Source organism: Streptomyces sp. NPDC004134 (assembly GCF_042874195.1).
Lineage (GTDB): Bacteria > Actinomycetota > Actinomycetes > Streptomycetales > Streptomycetaceae > Streptomyces.
This window is the reverse complement of record NZ_JBIAMS010000001.1, coordinates 499,771-516,376: the sequence shown is the minus strand read 5'-3', so window position 1 is coordinate 516,376 and position 16,606 is coordinate 499,771. Positions and strand designations below refer to the sequence as shown.

15 protein-coding genes and 1 tRNA gene are annotated in these 16,606 nt (G+C 66.4%); 13 read left to right on the top strand and 3 right to left on the bottom strand.

The window, feature by feature from the left end; all coding sequences use genetic code 11:
- Positions 1-195: 195 nt before the first annotated feature.
- The 11 genes from ACFYVJ_RS02350 to ACFYVJ_RS02300 all read left to right on the top strand — a co-directional run bounded on the left by ACFYVJ_RS02350 (position 196) and on the right by ACFYVJ_RS02300 (position 8,905).
- Positions 196-573: a hypothetical protein gene (locus ACFYVJ_RS02350; RefSeq protein WP_388885716.1), complete on the top strand. Its 378-nt coding sequence runs from the start codon at positions 196-198 to the stop codon at positions 571-573.
- Between the two features lie 82 nt (positions 574-655).
- A complete protein-coding gene (locus ACFYVJ_RS02345) occupies positions 656-973 on the top strand; it encodes a hypothetical protein (RefSeq protein WP_388885714.1) in 318 nt (105 codons plus the stop codon).
- On the top strand, positions 970-2,139 hold the full coding sequence (locus ACFYVJ_RS02340) for a hypothetical protein (protein WP_388885712.1): 1,170 nt from the start codon (positions 970-972) through the stop codon (positions 2,137-2,139). Before ACFYVJ_RS02345 ends, ACFYVJ_RS02340 begins: the two co-directional genes overlap by 4 nt.
- Before the next feature lie 92 nt (positions 2,140-2,231).
- Positions 2,232-4,316, top strand: coding sequence for a cell division protein FtsK (locus ACFYVJ_RS02335; RefSeq protein ID WP_388885710.1), 2,085 nt, complete (start codon positions 2,232-2,234; stop codon positions 4,314-4,316).
- 142 nt (positions 4,317-4,458) lie between these two features.
- Positions 4,459-4,710, top strand: a complete 252-nt coding sequence (locus tag ACFYVJ_RS02330) for a hypothetical protein (protein ID WP_388885707.1) — start codon at positions 4,459-4,461, stop codon at positions 4,708-4,710.
- Between the two features lie 15 nt (positions 4,711-4,725).
- On the top strand, positions 4,726-4,917 hold the full coding sequence (locus tag ACFYVJ_RS02325; protein ID WP_388885704.1) for a hypothetical protein: 192 nt from the start codon (positions 4,726-4,728) through the stop codon (positions 4,915-4,917).
- 11 nt (positions 4,918-4,928) lie between these two features.
- Positions 4,929-5,291, top strand: coding sequence for a hypothetical protein (locus ACFYVJ_RS02320; RefSeq protein ID WP_388885701.1), 363 nt, complete (start codon positions 4,929-4,931; stop codon positions 5,289-5,291).
- An 86-nt stretch (positions 5,292-5,377) separates the two neighbouring features.
- Positions 5,378-6,271 (top strand): bifunctional DNA primase/polymerase, encoded by an 894-nt coding sequence (locus ACFYVJ_RS02315; RefSeq protein WP_388885698.1) that lies wholly within the window; start codon positions 5,378-5,380, stop codon positions 6,269-6,271.
- Positions 6,268-7,290: an AAA family ATPase gene (locus ACFYVJ_RS02310; RefSeq protein WP_388885695.1), complete on the top strand. Its 1,023-nt coding sequence runs from the start codon at positions 6,268-6,270 to the stop codon at positions 7,288-7,290. Before ACFYVJ_RS02315 ends, ACFYVJ_RS02310 begins: the two co-directional genes overlap by 4 nt.
- Complete coding sequence (locus tag ACFYVJ_RS02305; protein WP_388886145.1) at positions 7,290-7,514, top strand: helix-turn-helix transcriptional regulator; 225 nt, start codon at positions 7,290-7,292, stop codon at positions 7,512-7,514. Before ACFYVJ_RS02310 ends, ACFYVJ_RS02305 begins: the two co-directional genes overlap by 1 nt.
- The gene (locus tag ACFYVJ_RS02300; protein WP_388886143.1) at positions 7,511-8,905 is read left to right on the top strand and encodes a site-specific integrase; all 1,395 of its coding nucleotides are present in this window, start codon (positions 7,511-7,513) and stop codon (positions 8,903-8,905) included. The genes ACFYVJ_RS02305 and ACFYVJ_RS02300 overlap by 4 nt, the downstream gene beginning before the upstream one ends.
- Positions 8,906-9,062: 157 nt before the next feature.
- On the opposite strand, the gene ACFYVJ_RS02295 is transcribed toward ACFYVJ_RS02300, so the two are convergent.
- Together ACFYVJ_RS02295 and ACFYVJ_RS02290 are read right to left on the bottom strand one after the other, a co-directional pair.
- Positions 9,063-12,791 (bottom strand): NACHT domain-containing protein, encoded by a 3,729-nt coding sequence (locus ACFYVJ_RS02295; protein ID WP_388885693.1) that lies wholly within the window; start codon positions 12,789-12,791, stop codon positions 9,063-9,065.
- A 722-nt stretch (positions 12,792-13,513) separates the two neighbouring features.
- Positions 13,514-13,595 (bottom strand) — tRNA-Tyr (locus ACFYVJ_RS02290).
- Positions 13,596-13,780: 185 nt separating this feature from the next.
- Here ACFYVJ_RS02290 and ACFYVJ_RS02285 point away from each other — a divergent pair.
- Positions 13,781-14,269, top strand: coding sequence for a YajQ family cyclic di-GMP-binding protein (locus ACFYVJ_RS02285; protein ID WP_388885690.1), 489 nt, complete (start codon positions 13,781-13,783; stop codon positions 14,267-14,269).
- Positions 14,270-14,488: 219 nt separating this feature from the next.
- On the opposite strand, the gene ACFYVJ_RS02280 is transcribed toward ACFYVJ_RS02285, so the two are convergent.
- A complete protein-coding gene (locus ACFYVJ_RS02280; protein WP_388885688.1) occupies positions 14,489-15,793 on the bottom strand; it encodes a hypothetical protein in 1,305 nt (434 codons plus the stop codon).
- 206 nt (positions 15,794-15,999) lie between these two features.
- Here ACFYVJ_RS02280 and ACFYVJ_RS02275 point away from each other — a divergent pair, with 206 nt between their 5' ends.
- On the top strand, positions 16,000-16,596 hold the full coding sequence (locus ACFYVJ_RS02275; protein WP_388885685.1) for a hypothetical protein: 597 nt from the start codon (positions 16,000-16,002) through the stop codon (positions 16,594-16,596).
- Positions 16,597-16,606 lie beyond the last annotated feature (10 nt).

The following is a 16,606-nucleotide window of genomic DNA, read 5'->3' as shown; positions in this document are numbered from 1 at the left end:
CCTAAAGAGGACTTGATGACTTGATCTCTTAAGGAGTTACCTCGAACGGTCTGCACCTTGAGAACTCCACAGCGTGACGAGCGAACGAGTGTTTTTGATCTTTGGCGCCGCCGCCGAGCGGCGTCGGAGGTCATGACCACTCGCTCCGCCGAGTGATCGACGCAACCCGTCCGCTACTGCACGCGAAGGGTTCCCATGTGGCTCGCCATCGGTGACATCGTTCAAGAGCGCGGCGGCAACAACGCCCTCGGTGCCGTCGTCGGCGTCGCCGCCCACGGCACCGGCCGCTTCGTCCTCGTCGACATCCCCGGCGCCGGCCTCCGCCCGATGCCGCCCCACGAACTGACGGTCGCGGCTCGGAGACCGGCGCCGGCGTCGACCACCCGGGGACTGTTGGCGCTGTTCACGCTGCTGGTTGGCGTGATCGGCACGTACCTCAGTTGCCAGGCTGCACAGCAGGCGGGCGCCGGATGGCTGCTGACCTTGCTCTCCGGCTACGGGGCCTTCACCGCAGTGGCGACAGCGCATCGCGGCGTACAGCGGATCACGGGTCCGCGACGCTTCCGAGTCTGACCACCCGCGCCGGAGTGGCGGCCGACGGGTCACGAAGCCCGCCGCCCCGGCTCGCCCATCCCATCGAGGAGGCAGAGAGATCATGCGTGTTTACGACGGCGGCCGGGGGAGCCTGGACGCCTTCGAGTCCGAGGCGTTAGCGCTCGGCTTCGAGACCACGTGGGCCGAGGACTTCCGCAGGTTGTTCCTCGGCCCGACCGCGGCGGACGAGCCGGCCGGGCCGGTCGAGTCGGCGGAGGAGCGCGCGGCGCGGCTCGCCGTTGCCGACGACGTTCTTGTCGAACTGCAGGACGAGGCCGCCGGCGACGAGATCGCCCGGTCGAACGCCCGCTACGCGGCGCGGCTCAGCCGGTACGCCAGGGGCCGGCGGTGGACGCCGCGGCTGAGGCGGGCGGTATGAAGCCCGTCGCTCACATCCCCTTGGGGACGAACGCCGTGGTTGCCGCCACGGCGGTGCTCCTCGGGCTGGCGCTTCTCTGGTTCACGCTGCGCCGGCTGGCCCGGTACGCGAAGCTCGACACCCCCGCCGTGCGGGTCGCGGCGCTCGCCGCCGCGAGCTGCACGGCGTACACCGCGGATACGTCCTGGCGGTTCGCCGAGGACTACTTGGGCATGGGGAGCACAGCCGAGCGGGCGGCGATGTTCGCCGCCGCGGAACTGGGGCTGTTCGCCTCGGCGCTCATGGCGCGGCAGAACCTCAACGGCCCGATGAAGGCACCCGGCGCCCCCGGGCTCCTCGTCTGGCTCATCACGGGTGTGCAGGTCATCCCCGCCTACGCCGAGTCCGGGCCGCTCGGGGGCACGGTCCGCGCATTCGTCGGGCCGGTCATGGCGGCCGTGCTCTGGCACCTGGCCATGGGTATCGAACTCCGGCACCGCAAGCCCGGCGCGGAGTCCCGCGGCATGCTCGCCGTAGCCGGGCGGGAACTGCGGGAGCGGCTGCTTTCCCGGTTGGGGATCACCGAACGGGACCGGAACGCGGCCCAGATCAGCCGGGACCGCGCCACCGTTCGCGCGGTCGAGCTGGCGGCGCGCTTGGCGGCCCTGCCGCCGGAACAGCGGGCCGGGCGGTTCGGGCGACGCATCGCGCGGCGGCTGTCGGCCGCGGTGGCGAAGGCGTCGGTGGGAGCGGACAGGGAGCAACGGCGGAAGCTGCTCGAACTGCTCGCGGCCCGGCGGCACGCGGCCGAGCTGGCGACGGTGCCCCTGGCCTCCCCGTGGACGGAGGCGGCTGGTGATCCGGTTGCCTCCGCGCTCGCCGAGGAGGTTCGCGGGCAGATGCGGCGGGCGACGGACAGCATCCGGCGGGGAGGCCAGCCAGGCGTGTTCACCCTCGATGCCGCCCTGAACGGGGGTGGCCGTTCACCTGAACACGTCCCCGAACTGGAGCCGGACAAGCTCAGCACCGCTGAGGCGCAGCAGGTCATCGAGAACGGGTGGGCCGAGGGCCTGACCGTACGCGAGACCGCGAAGCGAGCGACCCGCGCACCGAGTTACGTGCACGGCGTGTTCGTAAGGCTCGATACCGAACGCGGCCCGCGGTCCGCCGCTGCTGGGCGACCGTAGCGCCCCTTGAATCGCTTACCGCCGGGGCCCGGCCGCTGCTTTGGCGGGTAGGGCCGGGCCCTGGCTTCCCTCCGAACCGGAAGGAAGATTCAGTGAAGCACGACGACTCGAACGAGGAGAGCGCGGCCGATTCCGGCGGCCCTCCTCCCGACGAGATCACGTTGGTCGACCGGCCCGGCGGCTCTTCCGCAGTACGGCTCATGGACCGGGTCACGGGCTCGAAGCGGCGGCCGGTTGTCCCGCCCTGGGCTCGTTCCTGGCGTGAGTTCAAGGCCGCCGGCTCCGGTGTCACCGCGTACGGCTGGCACGTGGTGGTGTACCACGCGGTGCGTACGCCCTGGTACCAGCTCCGGCTCACCCTCCAACTGCCACGGGGCACGGCTCGTTTCATCGGAGGCGCACTGCGGTGGGTTGCCGACGCCGAGGGACAGCCGTTCCGCAGCGCCGCGGCCAGCAAAGAGGACATCGACTACTACCTGAAGCTCTCCCGGCAGCGTGACCGCCGGGTCAGGTGGCGCACGGTCGTCGCTCTGATGGCTTCCATCCTGGGGCTTGCCGCAGCGCTCGCCTTATACGTCCTGGCGCCCACATGGTTGCTGGCCTTCTCGGGGTATGTAGTCGCCACGGCCCTCGGCTGGCTCGGCCAGTCGGCCGACGAACCGGTGATCCACCGCGCCGTCGAGATCCCCAAAACCACCAAGCTCACGTCGAACATCGTCCTTCGCGCCCTCGGCGCCTTGGGGATACAGGCGATAAACCAGGAGCAGTCGAAGGACGGCCCCGGCTTCTCCTTCTCGGCGCCCATCACGCGCGACGGCCCCGGTTGGCTCGCCGAGGGCGATCTCCCGTACGGCGTGACCGTCACGGACGTCATCGAGCGCCGAGACAAGCTGGCTTCTGGCCTGCGCCGCCCGCTGGGCACGGTGTGGCCGGAGCCGGTGCCGGACGAGCACACCGGCCGTCTGCGGCTGTGGGTCGGTGATCAGGACATGTCGCAGGCGCGGCAGGAGCCCTGGCCGCTTGCCAAGTCGGGCACGGTGGACCTCTTCCGTCCCGTGTCCTGGGGTACGGACCAGCGCGGCCGGTGGGTCGGCGTGACGCTGATGTTCATCGCGGGCGTCATCGGAGCCATCCCGCGGATGGGCAAGACGTTCCTTCTCCGGCTCCTCCTCCTCATCGCCGCCCTGGACCCGCGGGCCGAACTCCATACGTACGACCTGAAGGGCACCGGCGACCTGGACCCCCTCGGCCGCGTCGCGTACCGCCACCGGGCCGGCGAGGAGCCGGAGGACATCGCGTACGGCATCGCCGCTATGCGCGAGCTTCAGGGCGAACTGCGCCGCCGCGCGAAGGTGATCCGCTCGCTCCCGCGCGACGTGTGCCCGGAGTCGAAGGTGACGAGCGAGCTGGCCTCGAAACGGTCCCTCGGGCTGCACCCGATCGTGATCGGGGTGGACGAGTGCCAGGTGTGGTTCGAGCACCACAAGCACGGCGCGGAGTTCAAGGAGATCTGCACCGACCTGGTCAAGCGCGGCCCGGCCCTCGGAATCGTGCTTCTGCTGTCGACGCAGCGGCCGGACAAGGACAGCATCCCAACCGCGATCAGCGCCAATGCCTCCGCCCGCTGGTGCCTGAAGGTCATGGGCCAGGTCGAGAACGACATGGTCTTGGGCACCGGCGCGTACAAGCGGGGTGTGCGGGCGTCGATGTTCGCGTGGGGTGACAAGGGTGTCTGCTACTTCCTCGGCGAAGGTGCCGACGCCCGTATCGTCCGCTCCGCCAACATCGACGCCTTGCAGGCCGACGAGATCTCCCTCCGCGCACGTGCCGCGCGGGAACGCGCAGGCACCCTCGCCGGTCACGCCCTCGGCGAACAGCCGGAGGCCGATCCCGCGTCCTCGTACGACCTCCTGAGCGACCTGACCGCCGCCATCCCGGCAGCAAAGCCGAAGCTCTGGAACGAGTCCGTTCTAGCCCGCTTGGCCGACCTCCGGCCGGAGGTCTACGGCGAGTGGACCACGGACCAACTCACCGCCGCCCTGCGCCCGCACGGCATCCGCACGGTGCAGGTCTGGGGCACCACCGAGGACGGCAAGGGTGCCAACCGCCGCGGCATCCGCCGCGCTGACATCCTTCGCGCCATCGCAGAACGTGACGGCAGCGCCGTCGCCGCCTGACTAGCGGGCACCGCTAGACCTAGCGGGCATCCCTGCTAGGTCTAGCACCCCCGCTAGCACTTCAAACCGCCGCTGACCTGCTTTCTAGTGTCTAGCGGCTCTTCTCTCCCACTCCCTGATTCCGGCCCTGAGAGGGGTTGTTGTGTCCTCCCTGCTCTCCGCTATGCCCGGCATCCTCATCATCACCCTCTGCTACGCCGCGCTCTGCGCGATCAGCCCGTTCGGAAGCTGCCGCCGCTGCCGGGGCTTCGGCTTCCGCACGCGCCAGACCCGCCGCGGGCGGCTCGTCCGCGGCCGGGACTGCCGCCCCTGCCGCGGCAATGGGCGCCGCATCCGCTTCGGCCGCCACGTCTACAACTCCCTCTCCGACATGCGCCGCGAAGGCACCCGCTGACCCCGAGGAGTCCACGTGACGATCACGATCACCGCACTCGCCCTGTTCGGCCTGTTACTGGCGCTGCTGATCCGCTTCCGCGCGGTCGGCGTTGCCTCCGCGGCCGTCGCGCTCATGTTCGGCTTCTACCTCTCCCGGACCGGAGCCGCCGACTCCATCGACCAGATCATGACCGCACTCGCCGACGCCGTGAACGACGCAGGTTGAAAGGGGACGCCATGAACGAGCCCGAGACCAGCACCACGGACACCGCGTACGCGAACGCCCCGAGCATCGCGTGGGAGATCTCCTGGGTCCTGCGCGCCCTCCGCAAGTACCCCCTGAGCCACGGCATCGACCGCGAATTCTGGCTCCGCAAGGCGGCGCTGCTGGACCGCATCGCGCTCCGCGAGGAGACCACGCTCACCCCCGAGGCCGCCGCCGAGGCGGTCTCGGCCGCCGGTCGCGCCGCGCGCCAGCTCGCCGACTACGACGCCTCATTTCACGGCTTGAGCTTCCGCGGCGAGGAGCTGGCGACGGACGAGGACTTCCGCGCCTACGTCCGCCGGCAGTACGAGGCAGCCTGCGCCAACCGCGGCTGACCAGGGCCCGGGGCAGCGGCCGACGGGTCAACGAAGCCCGCTGCCCCGGCCTCCCATCCCATCAGGAATCAGGAGGTGTCTTCAGGATGCCCTACGGCTCCACCCGCCCACTGCACCACGCCGCAATCGCCGCCGCCGAACGCGGCTGGCACGTCTTCCCCCTCGTCCCCGGCACCAAGCGCCCCGCCGTCGCCGCGTGGGAGCAGCGCGCCACCGTCGACCACACGCGCATCACGCGCTGCTGGTCGACCGGCGCGTACAACCTCGGCATCGCCACCGGCCCCTCACGGCTGGTCGTCATCGATCTGGACCTACCCAAGCACGATGACGCCCCGCCGCCTGGTACACCCGCTGGAGTGGTCGACGGCGCGGACATGCTCGCCGTCCTCGCCGACGAGCACGGCCAGGAGCTTCCGACGCAGACCTACGCGGTCCGTACCGCGAGCGGCGGCACGCACCTGTACTTCACCGCACCGGCAGACACTTGCCTCCGCAACACCGCCGGGAAGCTGGGTTGGAAGATCGACACCCGGGCCGGTGGCGGGTACATCGTCGGAGCGGAAAGCACCATCGGTCGCGAGCGGTATGCCGTCCTCCACGACGCGCCGCCCACCCCGCTCCCTCACTGGCTGACCGAACTCCTCACCCCCGCGCCGCTGCCCCCGCAGCGTCCGGTGCCGCTGCCCGAGCTGGGTCCGCGGCGGCTGAGCGCGTACTTGCGTGGCGCGATGGAGGGGGAGTGGCAGCGGGTCACCGGTGCTGCGGTCGGCACCCGCAACACCGCCCTCTACCGCGCCTCCGTCGCCCTCGGTCAACTCGTCGCCGGAGGCGAACTGGACACCGCGGAAGTCACCGCGTTACTCGCCTCCGCCGCTGTAGGCGTTGGCCTTGACGAGCGCGCCGCCCACCGCACCATCGCGTCCGGACTACGGGCGGGTGCCAACCGGCCCCGTTCGGTCGCCCGGAGGGCCGCCGCATGAGCCAGGACCCCGCCAACGCGCCCCACCTGTACTCCGTCCCACCCGGCCCAGAGCCCAGCCCACTGCAACCGGCACAGCAGCGCATCCGCACCGCCTGGACCGCGGACGAGCTGATGGCCACAGAGTTCCCGGAGCCGCGCTGGGCCGTACCCGGGATCATCTCCGAGGGCGTGAACCTCCTCGCCGGACCGCCGAAGGTCGGCAAGTCCTGGCTCTCCCTCGGCCTGGCCCTGGCCGTCGCCGCCGGCGGGCGCGCGATGGACAGCATCGCCGTGGACGGCGGCCCCGTGCTCTACCTCGCTTTGGAGGACACCCCGCGACGGCTGCAGACCCGCATGCGCAAGCTCCTCGATTCCAACCGCGCACCGGGCACGCTGACGCTCGCCACCTCCTGTCCGCCGCTGCCTCAGGGCGGCGGGGAAGCCATCGCGCAGTGGGTCGAGCGGCACGCGGACGCTCGCATGATCGTGATCGACGTGTTCGCGAAGATGCGTGGCCCTTCCGCCCCCGGCGCCTCGGCCTACGACGCCGACTACGCCGCGGTCGGCCACGCCAAGCGCCTGGCCGACCACTACGGCATCGCCGTCGTCCTGGTCCACCACGTCCGCAAGGCCGCTTCCGACGACTTCCTCACCGAAGTCTCCGGCACCAACGGCCTGGCCGGCGCCGCCGACGCGACCTTGGTCCTCAAGCGCTCCCGCGGCCAGGCGGACGGTGTCCTTCACGTCACCGGCCGGGACGTGGACGAGGCGGAATACGCCCTGCGCTTTCACTCGGGCGTCGGCGCCTGGCAGCTTCTCGAAGGCCCCGCCGCCGACCACACCCTCAACCAGACCCGAGCGGTCATCCTGCGCTACGTCCGCGATCACCCCGGCGCCAAACCCAAGCAGATCACCCAGGCCACCGGCCTGGCCCCGGACCTCGTCCGGCAGACCTGCGCCCGCATGGCCAACGACGTCCAACTCATCCGGCAGTCCGGCGGCTACGTCGTCCCGAACCAGGAGGAGGCACAGGAGTGATCAGTCACACCCGTCACAGCGTCACCGCCGCCGGAGCACGTACCCGTCACCTCAAGCTCTGCGAAGTGCTCGAAGAACTGGGCATGTCGCGTGCGGCGTTCTACCGGATGCGTGCCCGGGGCAAGGCCCCGCGGTGCATCAAGCTCCCCAACGGCCAGCTCCGTTTCCGCCGGGTCGACCTGGACGCCTGGCTTGAGTCGTGGACGGAGGACCTGGCGTGCTGAGCTACGACGTAAGGATCTACTCCATCGAGGTACGCCCCGACCGATCCAAGGCGTACCGGGTGCGCTGGGTCGTCGGCGAAGGGGCACGCCGGCGGAAGCACTCGAAGAGCTACCGGCTCAAGGCTCAGGCTGACGGGCGCCGGTCGGAGCTGATGGAGGCCGCGCGACGGGGTGAGCAGTTCGATACCGAGCACGGGCTTCCGGTGTCCGAGCTGCGCGCCCTGAAGCAATCCGTCACCTGGTATGAGCACACCTGCGCCTTCATCGAGCAGAAGTGGGCCGAGGCTCCGGGGAAGTCGCGGCGGAACTTCGCGGATGCCCTGGCTACTATCACCCCTGCCCTAGTGACGAGCAACGCGGGTGGCCCCGGGCAGCGGGTACTCCGTCGGGCGCTGTATAGCTGGGCGTACAACAAGAAGCGGTGGACCGGGGAGGGGGAGCCGCCGCCCGAGTGGGCGGCGGCGCTCGAATGGATCGAGAAGCACTCGATCCCGATCATCGACTTCGAAGACCCGGCAGTCGTCCGCAAGGCGCTGGATGCCCTGGCCCTGAAGCTCGACGGCACCAAGGCCGCTGCGCGTACGGCGCTGCGCAAGCGAGCATGTCTCAGCGATGTCCTCGGCGTCGCCGTCGAGAAGGGCTACTTCTCGACCCGGGTCAATCCACTCGGCACGGTCAAGTGGTCAGCGCCAAAGACGGTGGAACAGGTAGACCCGGAGAGCGTGGCCAACCCCCGCCAGGTGCGCCGCCTACTGGCACAGGTACGCGCGCAGGGCACACGCGGCAGCCGCTTGGAAGCCTTCTTCGGCTGCCTCTACTACGCAGGGATGCGCCCCGCCGAAGCGATCAACCTGCGGATCGCCCAGTGCCAGTTACCGCAGGGCGGCTGGGGCATGCTCAACCTGCGCAAGGGCGTCGTCTACCCCGGCCGGGACTGGACGGACGACGGGGACGCCCACGAGGAGCGCGGCCTGAAGGCAAGATCCCCCAAGGACACGCGCCCCGTGCCCATCCCGCCGTCCCTCGTCCGGATGCTCCAAGAGCACGTGAAGGACTACGGCACCGCACCGGACGGGAGAATCTTCAGAACGCTACGCGGCGGGCTCCTGCAGGACAGCAGTTACGGCGCCGTCTGGGCGACAGCCCGCGAGAAGGCGCTGACCGGAGAGGAGGCTGCCTCCCCGCTCGTTCGTCGCCCGTACGACCTCCGCCACGCCGGCGTCTCCCTTTGGCTCAGCTCTGGCGTCGACCCCGCAGAGTGCGCCCGCCGGGCCGGCCACAGCCTCGCCGTGCTCTTCCGGGTCTACGCCAAGGTCTTGGCGCAGGCCGAAGACCGGGCGAACGGCCGCATCGAGGCAGCTTTGAAAGAGTGGGAGGGATCAGAGGAATAGCATTCGGCCAACCGCAGTTCTCCCGTGGCCGACTTTTTAACGGGGGAACACTCTGACTCCTTATCAGAATGGGTGATTACGAACCCCATCAGGCTGTTTTCCCAGCTCGAAGGGGTTCTGCCCACCAAATCTCGCTATCCGGGATGCCGCAGCGTGTCTACTCCTCCTCGAACCAACCGTTGTCTTCGGCTACCTGCGATAGTGGAACGGTCTTCCGAGCAATCGCCCTCCTCATGCTTGCTTCCGCGAGCCTGACCATAAAGCGAGGGTAAGCACTCGAATTGGCCGCAACTTTTTTGGCAATGTCGACCGGCATCTGATTCTGTGAGCGACGAGGGCCGAGCCTGAAATCTGCGTCTGAAGTTCGGTAGGCCCTTCGGGTTACCTCCACAGCATTCGCCCAATCCACATGCTCGTCAGTATGCTGGAGCTTGAAGGCCACGGCAAACACAATCACATCATGGACTACTGGGTCACTACCCAAGTAGTTCGACAGATACTTATCGACGATGGCAATGTGATCATCTCGCTCAGCCACATTCGCAAAGATGGCTGCCACGCGTGGGCTCAAAGAGCTCGGGAGGGCGCTCACTCGAACTGCACGAGCGGTGCCTGACCAACTGCGCGTAGAATCAACCGCTTCAAATAGACGTCGGCTTTGACGATCGTCCGTACCCTCGATCACATCTTCGATCTCAGGGCACAACTTCGCTACGGTAGCAGGACCGCACAGCAAGAGAGACGTCAGAGCCCAAAGTTGACGAGACGTCTCATCATCGCACAGCAACAGTTGTCGCTTCCACCACGTTGCTGCGCCTGCCTGGAGGCGGGCATATTGCAATCGTTTGACGATACCAACTGAGTCATCAAACAGGTCCGGTCGCCCAACAGATTCCCGTTTCGCGCGTGAGGTGGATGTAGCATAACCAAGGGCCATTACCCAAACGGCCCATCGGACTCCCACGGCTGATGCGATACCTTCAATGTACGTTTCATACCGGGCCGTGAGGGCATCCTCCCCGGTACTGCTGAGCGCACCGATAAAGTCCTCTACGACGAGGTCGATGGCTGGGTTGCCAGTGGGCGGGGGGAGTTCTTCTGGCCAACGGACACCAAGATGCCGCGAAATGTTTTCTGAAAGAGAACTCCGCGGATTACGGTATGCCCGTGAAATAGAGGAAGGATTCAGGGCTACGCAGAAAATATCCATACGATTGTTCACCGCACGAGGAACCCTGGCCCCTGTCACGAAACCATCGAGGATTCGATCTGCAAACTCACCAGTTAGTCGCCTGCTTCGTGTAAAGTAATCAGCGTGCGTGGCAGCCATTAACGCGCTCTGGATTTCATCATTTATCGTAACGGAGTGTTGGATCAACACTTTCTCAATGGCGTTGGTAGAGATAGCGCTGAGTACGCCAGTGTAATAGCCGGTCCAGACCCACGAGACCTTTTGAGAATATTCGGTGAGTGCCGGAAAGCCATTGAGCCAATGCTCCCGCAACTCATCCTTTGAACCATTTTGCTGGGCCAATTGAGTCAAGGATGTTTGTATGTCACGTGGCGGTGCCGTTTTAAGTACTTCAAAGCATCGCTCCAGCAGTTCCACTCGCCCGCATCCTTCGGGCAGAGTAAATGACTCTCTTCCTGCTGCGCCGACACGCTCGTCACCAAGCAGCGATCGGTAACCATCGCGGTCGAGGATGAGATTGATGACCTTCTTGAGGCTACGGGCATTTTGGCTAAACACCCAATCGGCAACCAATGTTGCTGCCAAGGCTCGAGGATGCGACGTCAGGCCGAGGTCGACGTCTGTGCAGAGCACCTCCAATCGATCCACTAGGGAAGGCAACTCTCCCTTACTGAAGCATCCAGCATAGAATCTTGTTACGTTCTGCCAGTAAGTGTTTCTAGCAATGGCATCGAAGCGTTCGTCTTTGGTGCCGGAGCGGGGGGAACCCACTGGGCTGTATGGGGCAGTCTCGTAAAGAAAACGGCCAGCGAAATATTCCCGCAAGGGCTGAACCTCGAATTCAAATAATCCTTCCACCGCGCCGACGAGGAATACAACCCGCTGCGCCAGTCCGGTGAACAGTTCGCCAGCCAGCCCAGGATCTCTCCCCTCCGTGAGGAGATATTCTCCAATCAATTCACGCAGTCGATGCGTATCCATCTTCCCAAGTGCTCTACCAGTCTCCGCTTCGCTGTGCAGAGTCCACGCTAGATATCGATGGATGTCGATGAGAATTTCCTGCCGCTTTTTTACAACCTCGCTCTTCTCTGCCTCTCTCGCAAGAAAGAGCTCGACGTAAATATCGTAGAGTGCTGTACGCTTGTCGGGAAGACTACTTCCGCGCGTATGGATAACACTGAGCAGGATTGCAAGCTGCATCGGGTTGCGGGCAAGATCTCGCATATGTGCCTGCCCCAGTCTGTCGGAAAGAACCCTTCGCAGATCAGCAACTTCTTTTCCGGACAATCTGCGGGATCTCGCCCAACGCTCAGTGTATTCCTCGATTAGCGGTCGATTCAGGCTGGTCAACATCCAGCGATTGAACCTTCGCGTCGGGAAATCACTGACTTCAGCTAGAGCTGAGGGACGCGTTGTTACGAGCATCTGCAAAGAGGCCGCTGTCTCCCTCAAGCGTCTCGCGGCAGCCGTGATCTCACGAACCACATCATTGCGGATTTTCACCTCCGCCACTTCGTCCAGCCCGTCGAGAACAATCAGAAGGGCGCTTGAATGGGCAACGGCGCTCAGGTCGTCGGGCGTAAAGGTGCGACCACCCGAACGCTCGCTGATCAGGGCGCTGATAAAAGATTCGAGAGACTTACTCATGTGCCGAGGTCTTGGCTCTTTACCCTCCTGCGAGAAGGGATCCCTGCCAGCTAGCCAAGTTGCATACTCGCGCAGATCAACCTTGATGGGAAACCGTGCAGCCGAGGGCCTATGACTCTTCGGAAGAACCTCGAAGTCATCGGAGCTAAGGATTTTCATTCTATGAACCTGGCAAATGTACTGAGCCAGTGTGGACTTGCCCTGGCCAGGTCCACCCTCCAGAACGACTGCGTCCCCTAGTTGGGCGACGCGTTCGTTGAGTAGAAGTGTCGCAGCGCCGACCCCGCTATCCTGATGAATATCCCACGGGTCACGCCCCGCGAGTTGTTGCGCGATGTGATAGATCTCCATAGCTCTTCTATCGTCCCTGCGCCGCCCTGCTTCCGGCTCGACCCTAACCTCAACGGGAACGTCGACGAAGAGACTGAGGATGTCATTGCTGAGTTCTACCTGTTTGAAACGTACCTCGTTATCCATGTCGTACTGATCGGCGATGAAGCTACGCAGCACGTCCAGCCTGTGGCCCTCTAGATCGGACCCGATAGAATCCGCCAGCGCTTGAAGAACGTCAACGCCTCTAAGAATGTCAGGATATGCCCATTTGATATCTGCAGCGGTGTCACAGCGGCGATCCAGATCATCCCGCCACCATGCACGGATGGGTACTGGCAGTTTTGTTTTCAGGGCGGTGTTTAGCGTATCGATCGACCCCGAGCCAGGATATGCGGTACCTGCCACGTTAGTGACAAGAATGTACTCCAGAACGTTTGGGTTCGCCTCCAGGAGGGGGGTGAGTTTTTTGAGCTCCTCTTGCATCGTATCGACAAGCCATTTATGGGCATCCTCTACGGAGAATGGATTCCTGACGAACTTCACCTGGAACAGTCGGTAGCTGTCTGATTGCGTGTTGAGGTACTGCACCGCATCTCGGCCGCCATCCCGCTGGCCGACTGGAAAACACTGGGTTCCCGGGAACTCGCGCGAAATCAGGGCTTGTGCGAAGTGTTGAAAGCGCTCAGGATCCAACTGCTCATAGTAATACGTCATCCTCGGCCCCTCCGCTCGCCAACCACCCGAGAAGCTGAGGAAACTGGTGCGCTGCCCAGCCTGCGACGTGGCAGTTGTTCGATGGATCGCTGTCGTCTATTACGTCCGCAAGACGCAACCAGGATAGCAAGTTGACGGGCTGTTACAGGCTGGTTCGGAGGTGAGCATCTTGCTGCTTGCGTCAAGCGTGGAACGTGCCGTCGGCGGGGCGCGTGACGTTTCAGGTACCGAAGGCAGCAGCACGGCGCATGCCAGGGACTCTGAAGAGTCCCCTTCAGCCGGACCTCCACGCCGGACTTCGCCCCACAAGACCGCGACGCGGCGCACAGTTGCGAGCGGGGGGCGAAGTGGGTGCTGCGTTCGCAAATGGACTGAGCCGGAGGCAGGTGATCAACTTGGAATGCGTATGAGATCTTGGTGATGACGTGCGTCGAAGGGGCGGCACACATGAGGTGTCGTCACGTACAGTGCCGACGATGTGCCTGCCTTTCACGTGCTGGGATTGGCATGGCTGATCAGGTGCGGGCAGCTACGTGCGTTCCTCCGCGAAGGGCTTGCCCTGGGGGACGTCTGGGGGAGGCGCGCCGACCAGGGTTGGGCGTCGCGTGAGACAGAATGAGACAAAGCGCTCGTATCGGTCTTCGGCTGAGCATGGATCGTTGAGCACAACGAAACCCCCCTCGCCCCGCGTATTCGCAGGTTGAAGGGGGTTAACCGAAGTGTGGCGGCGCCAGGATTCGAACCTGGGAAGGCTGAGCCGGCAGATTTACAGTCTGCTCCCTTTGGCCACTCGGGCACACCGCCTAGGGATGTCGCCTGGTCCGGCCGCTGGGGCTGCCTGGCAACGTCGTAAACCATACCCGATGGCCGGGGGTGGTTCGCCACTCGGTTGTGGGGCTCGTGGGTCGGGTGGGGTGGCTAGGCTGGGCCACGGCCCCGGGGACCGGGGTGCGGTATCAGGGAACCAGTGCACGAGGAGCGCACCGAAGATGGCCGACTCCAGTTTCGACATCGTCTCGAAGGTCGATCGGCAGGAGGTCGACAACGCTCTCAACCAGGCGGCCAAGGAGATCTCGCAGCGCTACGACTTCAAGGGCGTCGGCGCCGCCATCGCCTGGTCGGGGGAGCGGATCGAGATCCGGGCGAACGCCGAGGAGCGGGCCAAGGCCGTGCTGGACATCTTCCAGTCCAAGCTGGTCAAGCGGGGGATCTCGCTGAAGGCCCTGGAGTCGGGGGAGCCGCAGGCGTCCGGGAAGGAGTACAAGCTGTACTCCACCGTCAAGGAGGGCATCTCCCAGGACGACGCGAAGAAGCTCGCGAAGATCGTCCGCGACGAGGGGCCCAAGGGGGTCAAGGCCCAGGTGCAGGGGGACGAGTTGCGCGTGACCTCCAAGAGCCGGGACGCGCTCCAGGAGGTCATCAACCTCATCAAGGGCAAGGACCTCGACTTCGCCGTCCAGTTCGTCAACTATCGTTGAGGTAGGCCGCTGACCTGCGAAGATTTCGTTACGGGGCGGCTCTCCGGCTTCCGGCCGGAGGCCGGTGCGAATGTCGGGCGTGATCGACGGCCCGGCCGGGCCGCCTCTGAGCGGTCTTCACCCGCTCCCCTTGCCCGATCAGCGCTGAGACCGAGAAGTGCCGGAGGCCGTGCGTCGTCGCGGCCTCCGGCACCGCCGCAGGGCGGCCCGTGCCGCGGTTCAGCTCGTGTGCGGGTACGCGACCATCGTGTTCGACGCCTCGTCCCAGAACAGGCCGAATCCGGCGGTGTCGCCGAAGGGGAACTCGGTGTTGACGTCGTCGAACTCCTCGATCTCGCCGGTCCTCATGTCGAGTTGCACCGGCTCCTCCGCCGAGCTGAAGCCCTCCGACGAGATGGCGTACCCGAACACCACGCCCTCGTCGGTGACGTTCTGGAACTCGACCGCGTTGGTCGAGTCGGTGCGCTCGTAGCACACGCCCGTGCCCTCTTCGAGGTCGAACACGCGGCCTCCGTGGGCAAGGTAGCGGCCGTCGGCCGACAGGTGGTCGTCTATGGAGGTCGAATCTCCCTTGCAGCGGACCGTGGCGAGCGTCTTGCCCGAGGCGCTGTCGACGGCGCTCCACACGATCGCGTCCGAGGTCCGCTCCTGGCCCCAGTCGACGACGAGGAGGTCGTCGGAGATGACCTGGGCGATGGGCGACCCGTCCGGGTCGACGCCCTTCGGCCGGAGGTCGGCGGCGGTCCAGCCGCCAGGGACCCAGAAGCCGCCGTAGTCGATGTCGATGCTGGTGCCCATCAGCAGACCGTTGTCCGTGAGTCCCCGAACCTCCCAACTGCTCTCGCACTCTGGGCAGTCGGCCGGCGGCTCCTGGTCGTCGACGCCGTACTCGGTGGTCTCGCCGGTCGCCGGGTCGACGGCCACCACGGTGTCGCCGTCGTCCGACACGAGCAGTCCTGCGCCGCCGTTGCGGACCTTGCCCGCGCCCGCCACCTCGACGTGGACCGGCTTCACCCCGTCGCCCGACGCGTCGGCCGGGAAGATGTCGATGGCGACGACCTCCTTGCCCCGGTTGACGGCGTCGGCATCGGTGGTGCCGGACGACCAGGCGGCCAGATACTCCTTGCCGTCCACCGTCATCCTGATCACGGGCAGGTCCGTGTTGCCCAGCGGGCTGACGGGGACGCTGCTCCAGCGCTTCTCGCCGGTCGCGGCGTCCAGGACCGTGAACCCGTACTCGTCGGGTCCGCTCTCGCCCGGCCGCTCCCAGTACACCGCCACGGCGCCGCTCCGGGGGAGCACCATCTGCGTGCCCTCCTCCGTCGACTCCCAGCCGCGCCCCGTGTCGTACAGCGCCGGCACCTCCAACTGGGTGCCGGGCGGCGTCGCTTCGGCACTCGGCGACGGGCCGGTGCGCTTGCCCTCCTTCGCCCCGGGCTTCCCCTCGTCCTCCCCGGAGTCCGAGCAACCCGCCAGTAACGCCCCCGCCACCGCCACGCAGGCGATCCACCTCGTCGTACGCATCAGCGCCCCCCATTCCATACTCGACCGAGCGGACCACGATCCCACCGCGGCCGACGGGCCGCAAACCTCGTCCACGCCCGATCACATGCCGGGGCAGCCCGCTTCCCCAGCGATCGCCGCGCATGGTCTTCGACGGCCCCGTCTCGGACGCCGATACGCTTCACTTCGGGTCACTTCGGGCTCGCCGCCTGCGGAGGGAGAGGGATATGGGCAAGAGCCGGATCGGGTACCTCGGCTCGTACCGGCCGCTGGGCCCGCCGGAGGACGACGGCGGGAGGCTGGATGCGCTCGATCAGGGTGTGGCGGTCTTCTTCCAGCAGGTCTCGGACATGGCGTTCAAGGGCGGTCCGCTCGGCATCGAGCTGACGCGCCTGGACGCCGTCGGCCAGACGTTCACCTTCCGCAAGGCGCCCGAGCCGGATCCCCTGGTCCTGGCCGGCGAGGCCGGTGCCGTGCCCGCCGATGACCGTGAGCGGGCCGGGACGGAGTGGGCGCCGCTGCCCGCCTCCCCGGCGTGGGCGCATCTGGCGTGGCTGCTCGCCGAGCTCCCGGCCGTCCAGGCATTCCGGGAGTACGGCCCCGAGGGTGGCCCGGCGCTCCGCGGAGTGGTGGTCCCCTCGCGCCGGTGGGCGGACGTGCTCGTGGAGCATCGCGGGGAGGAGTGGCGCGTGCGGGTGGCGCTGCAGGGGCGCACCGAGCCCATCGAGTTTCCCGGGATGGCGATCGGCGAGCTGTTCGGCGAGGGCAGGCACCGGCGCCTGGCGGTGGCGGGCGAGCCGAACCTGGTGGCTTCCGGGATCTGACGGCTCCCTC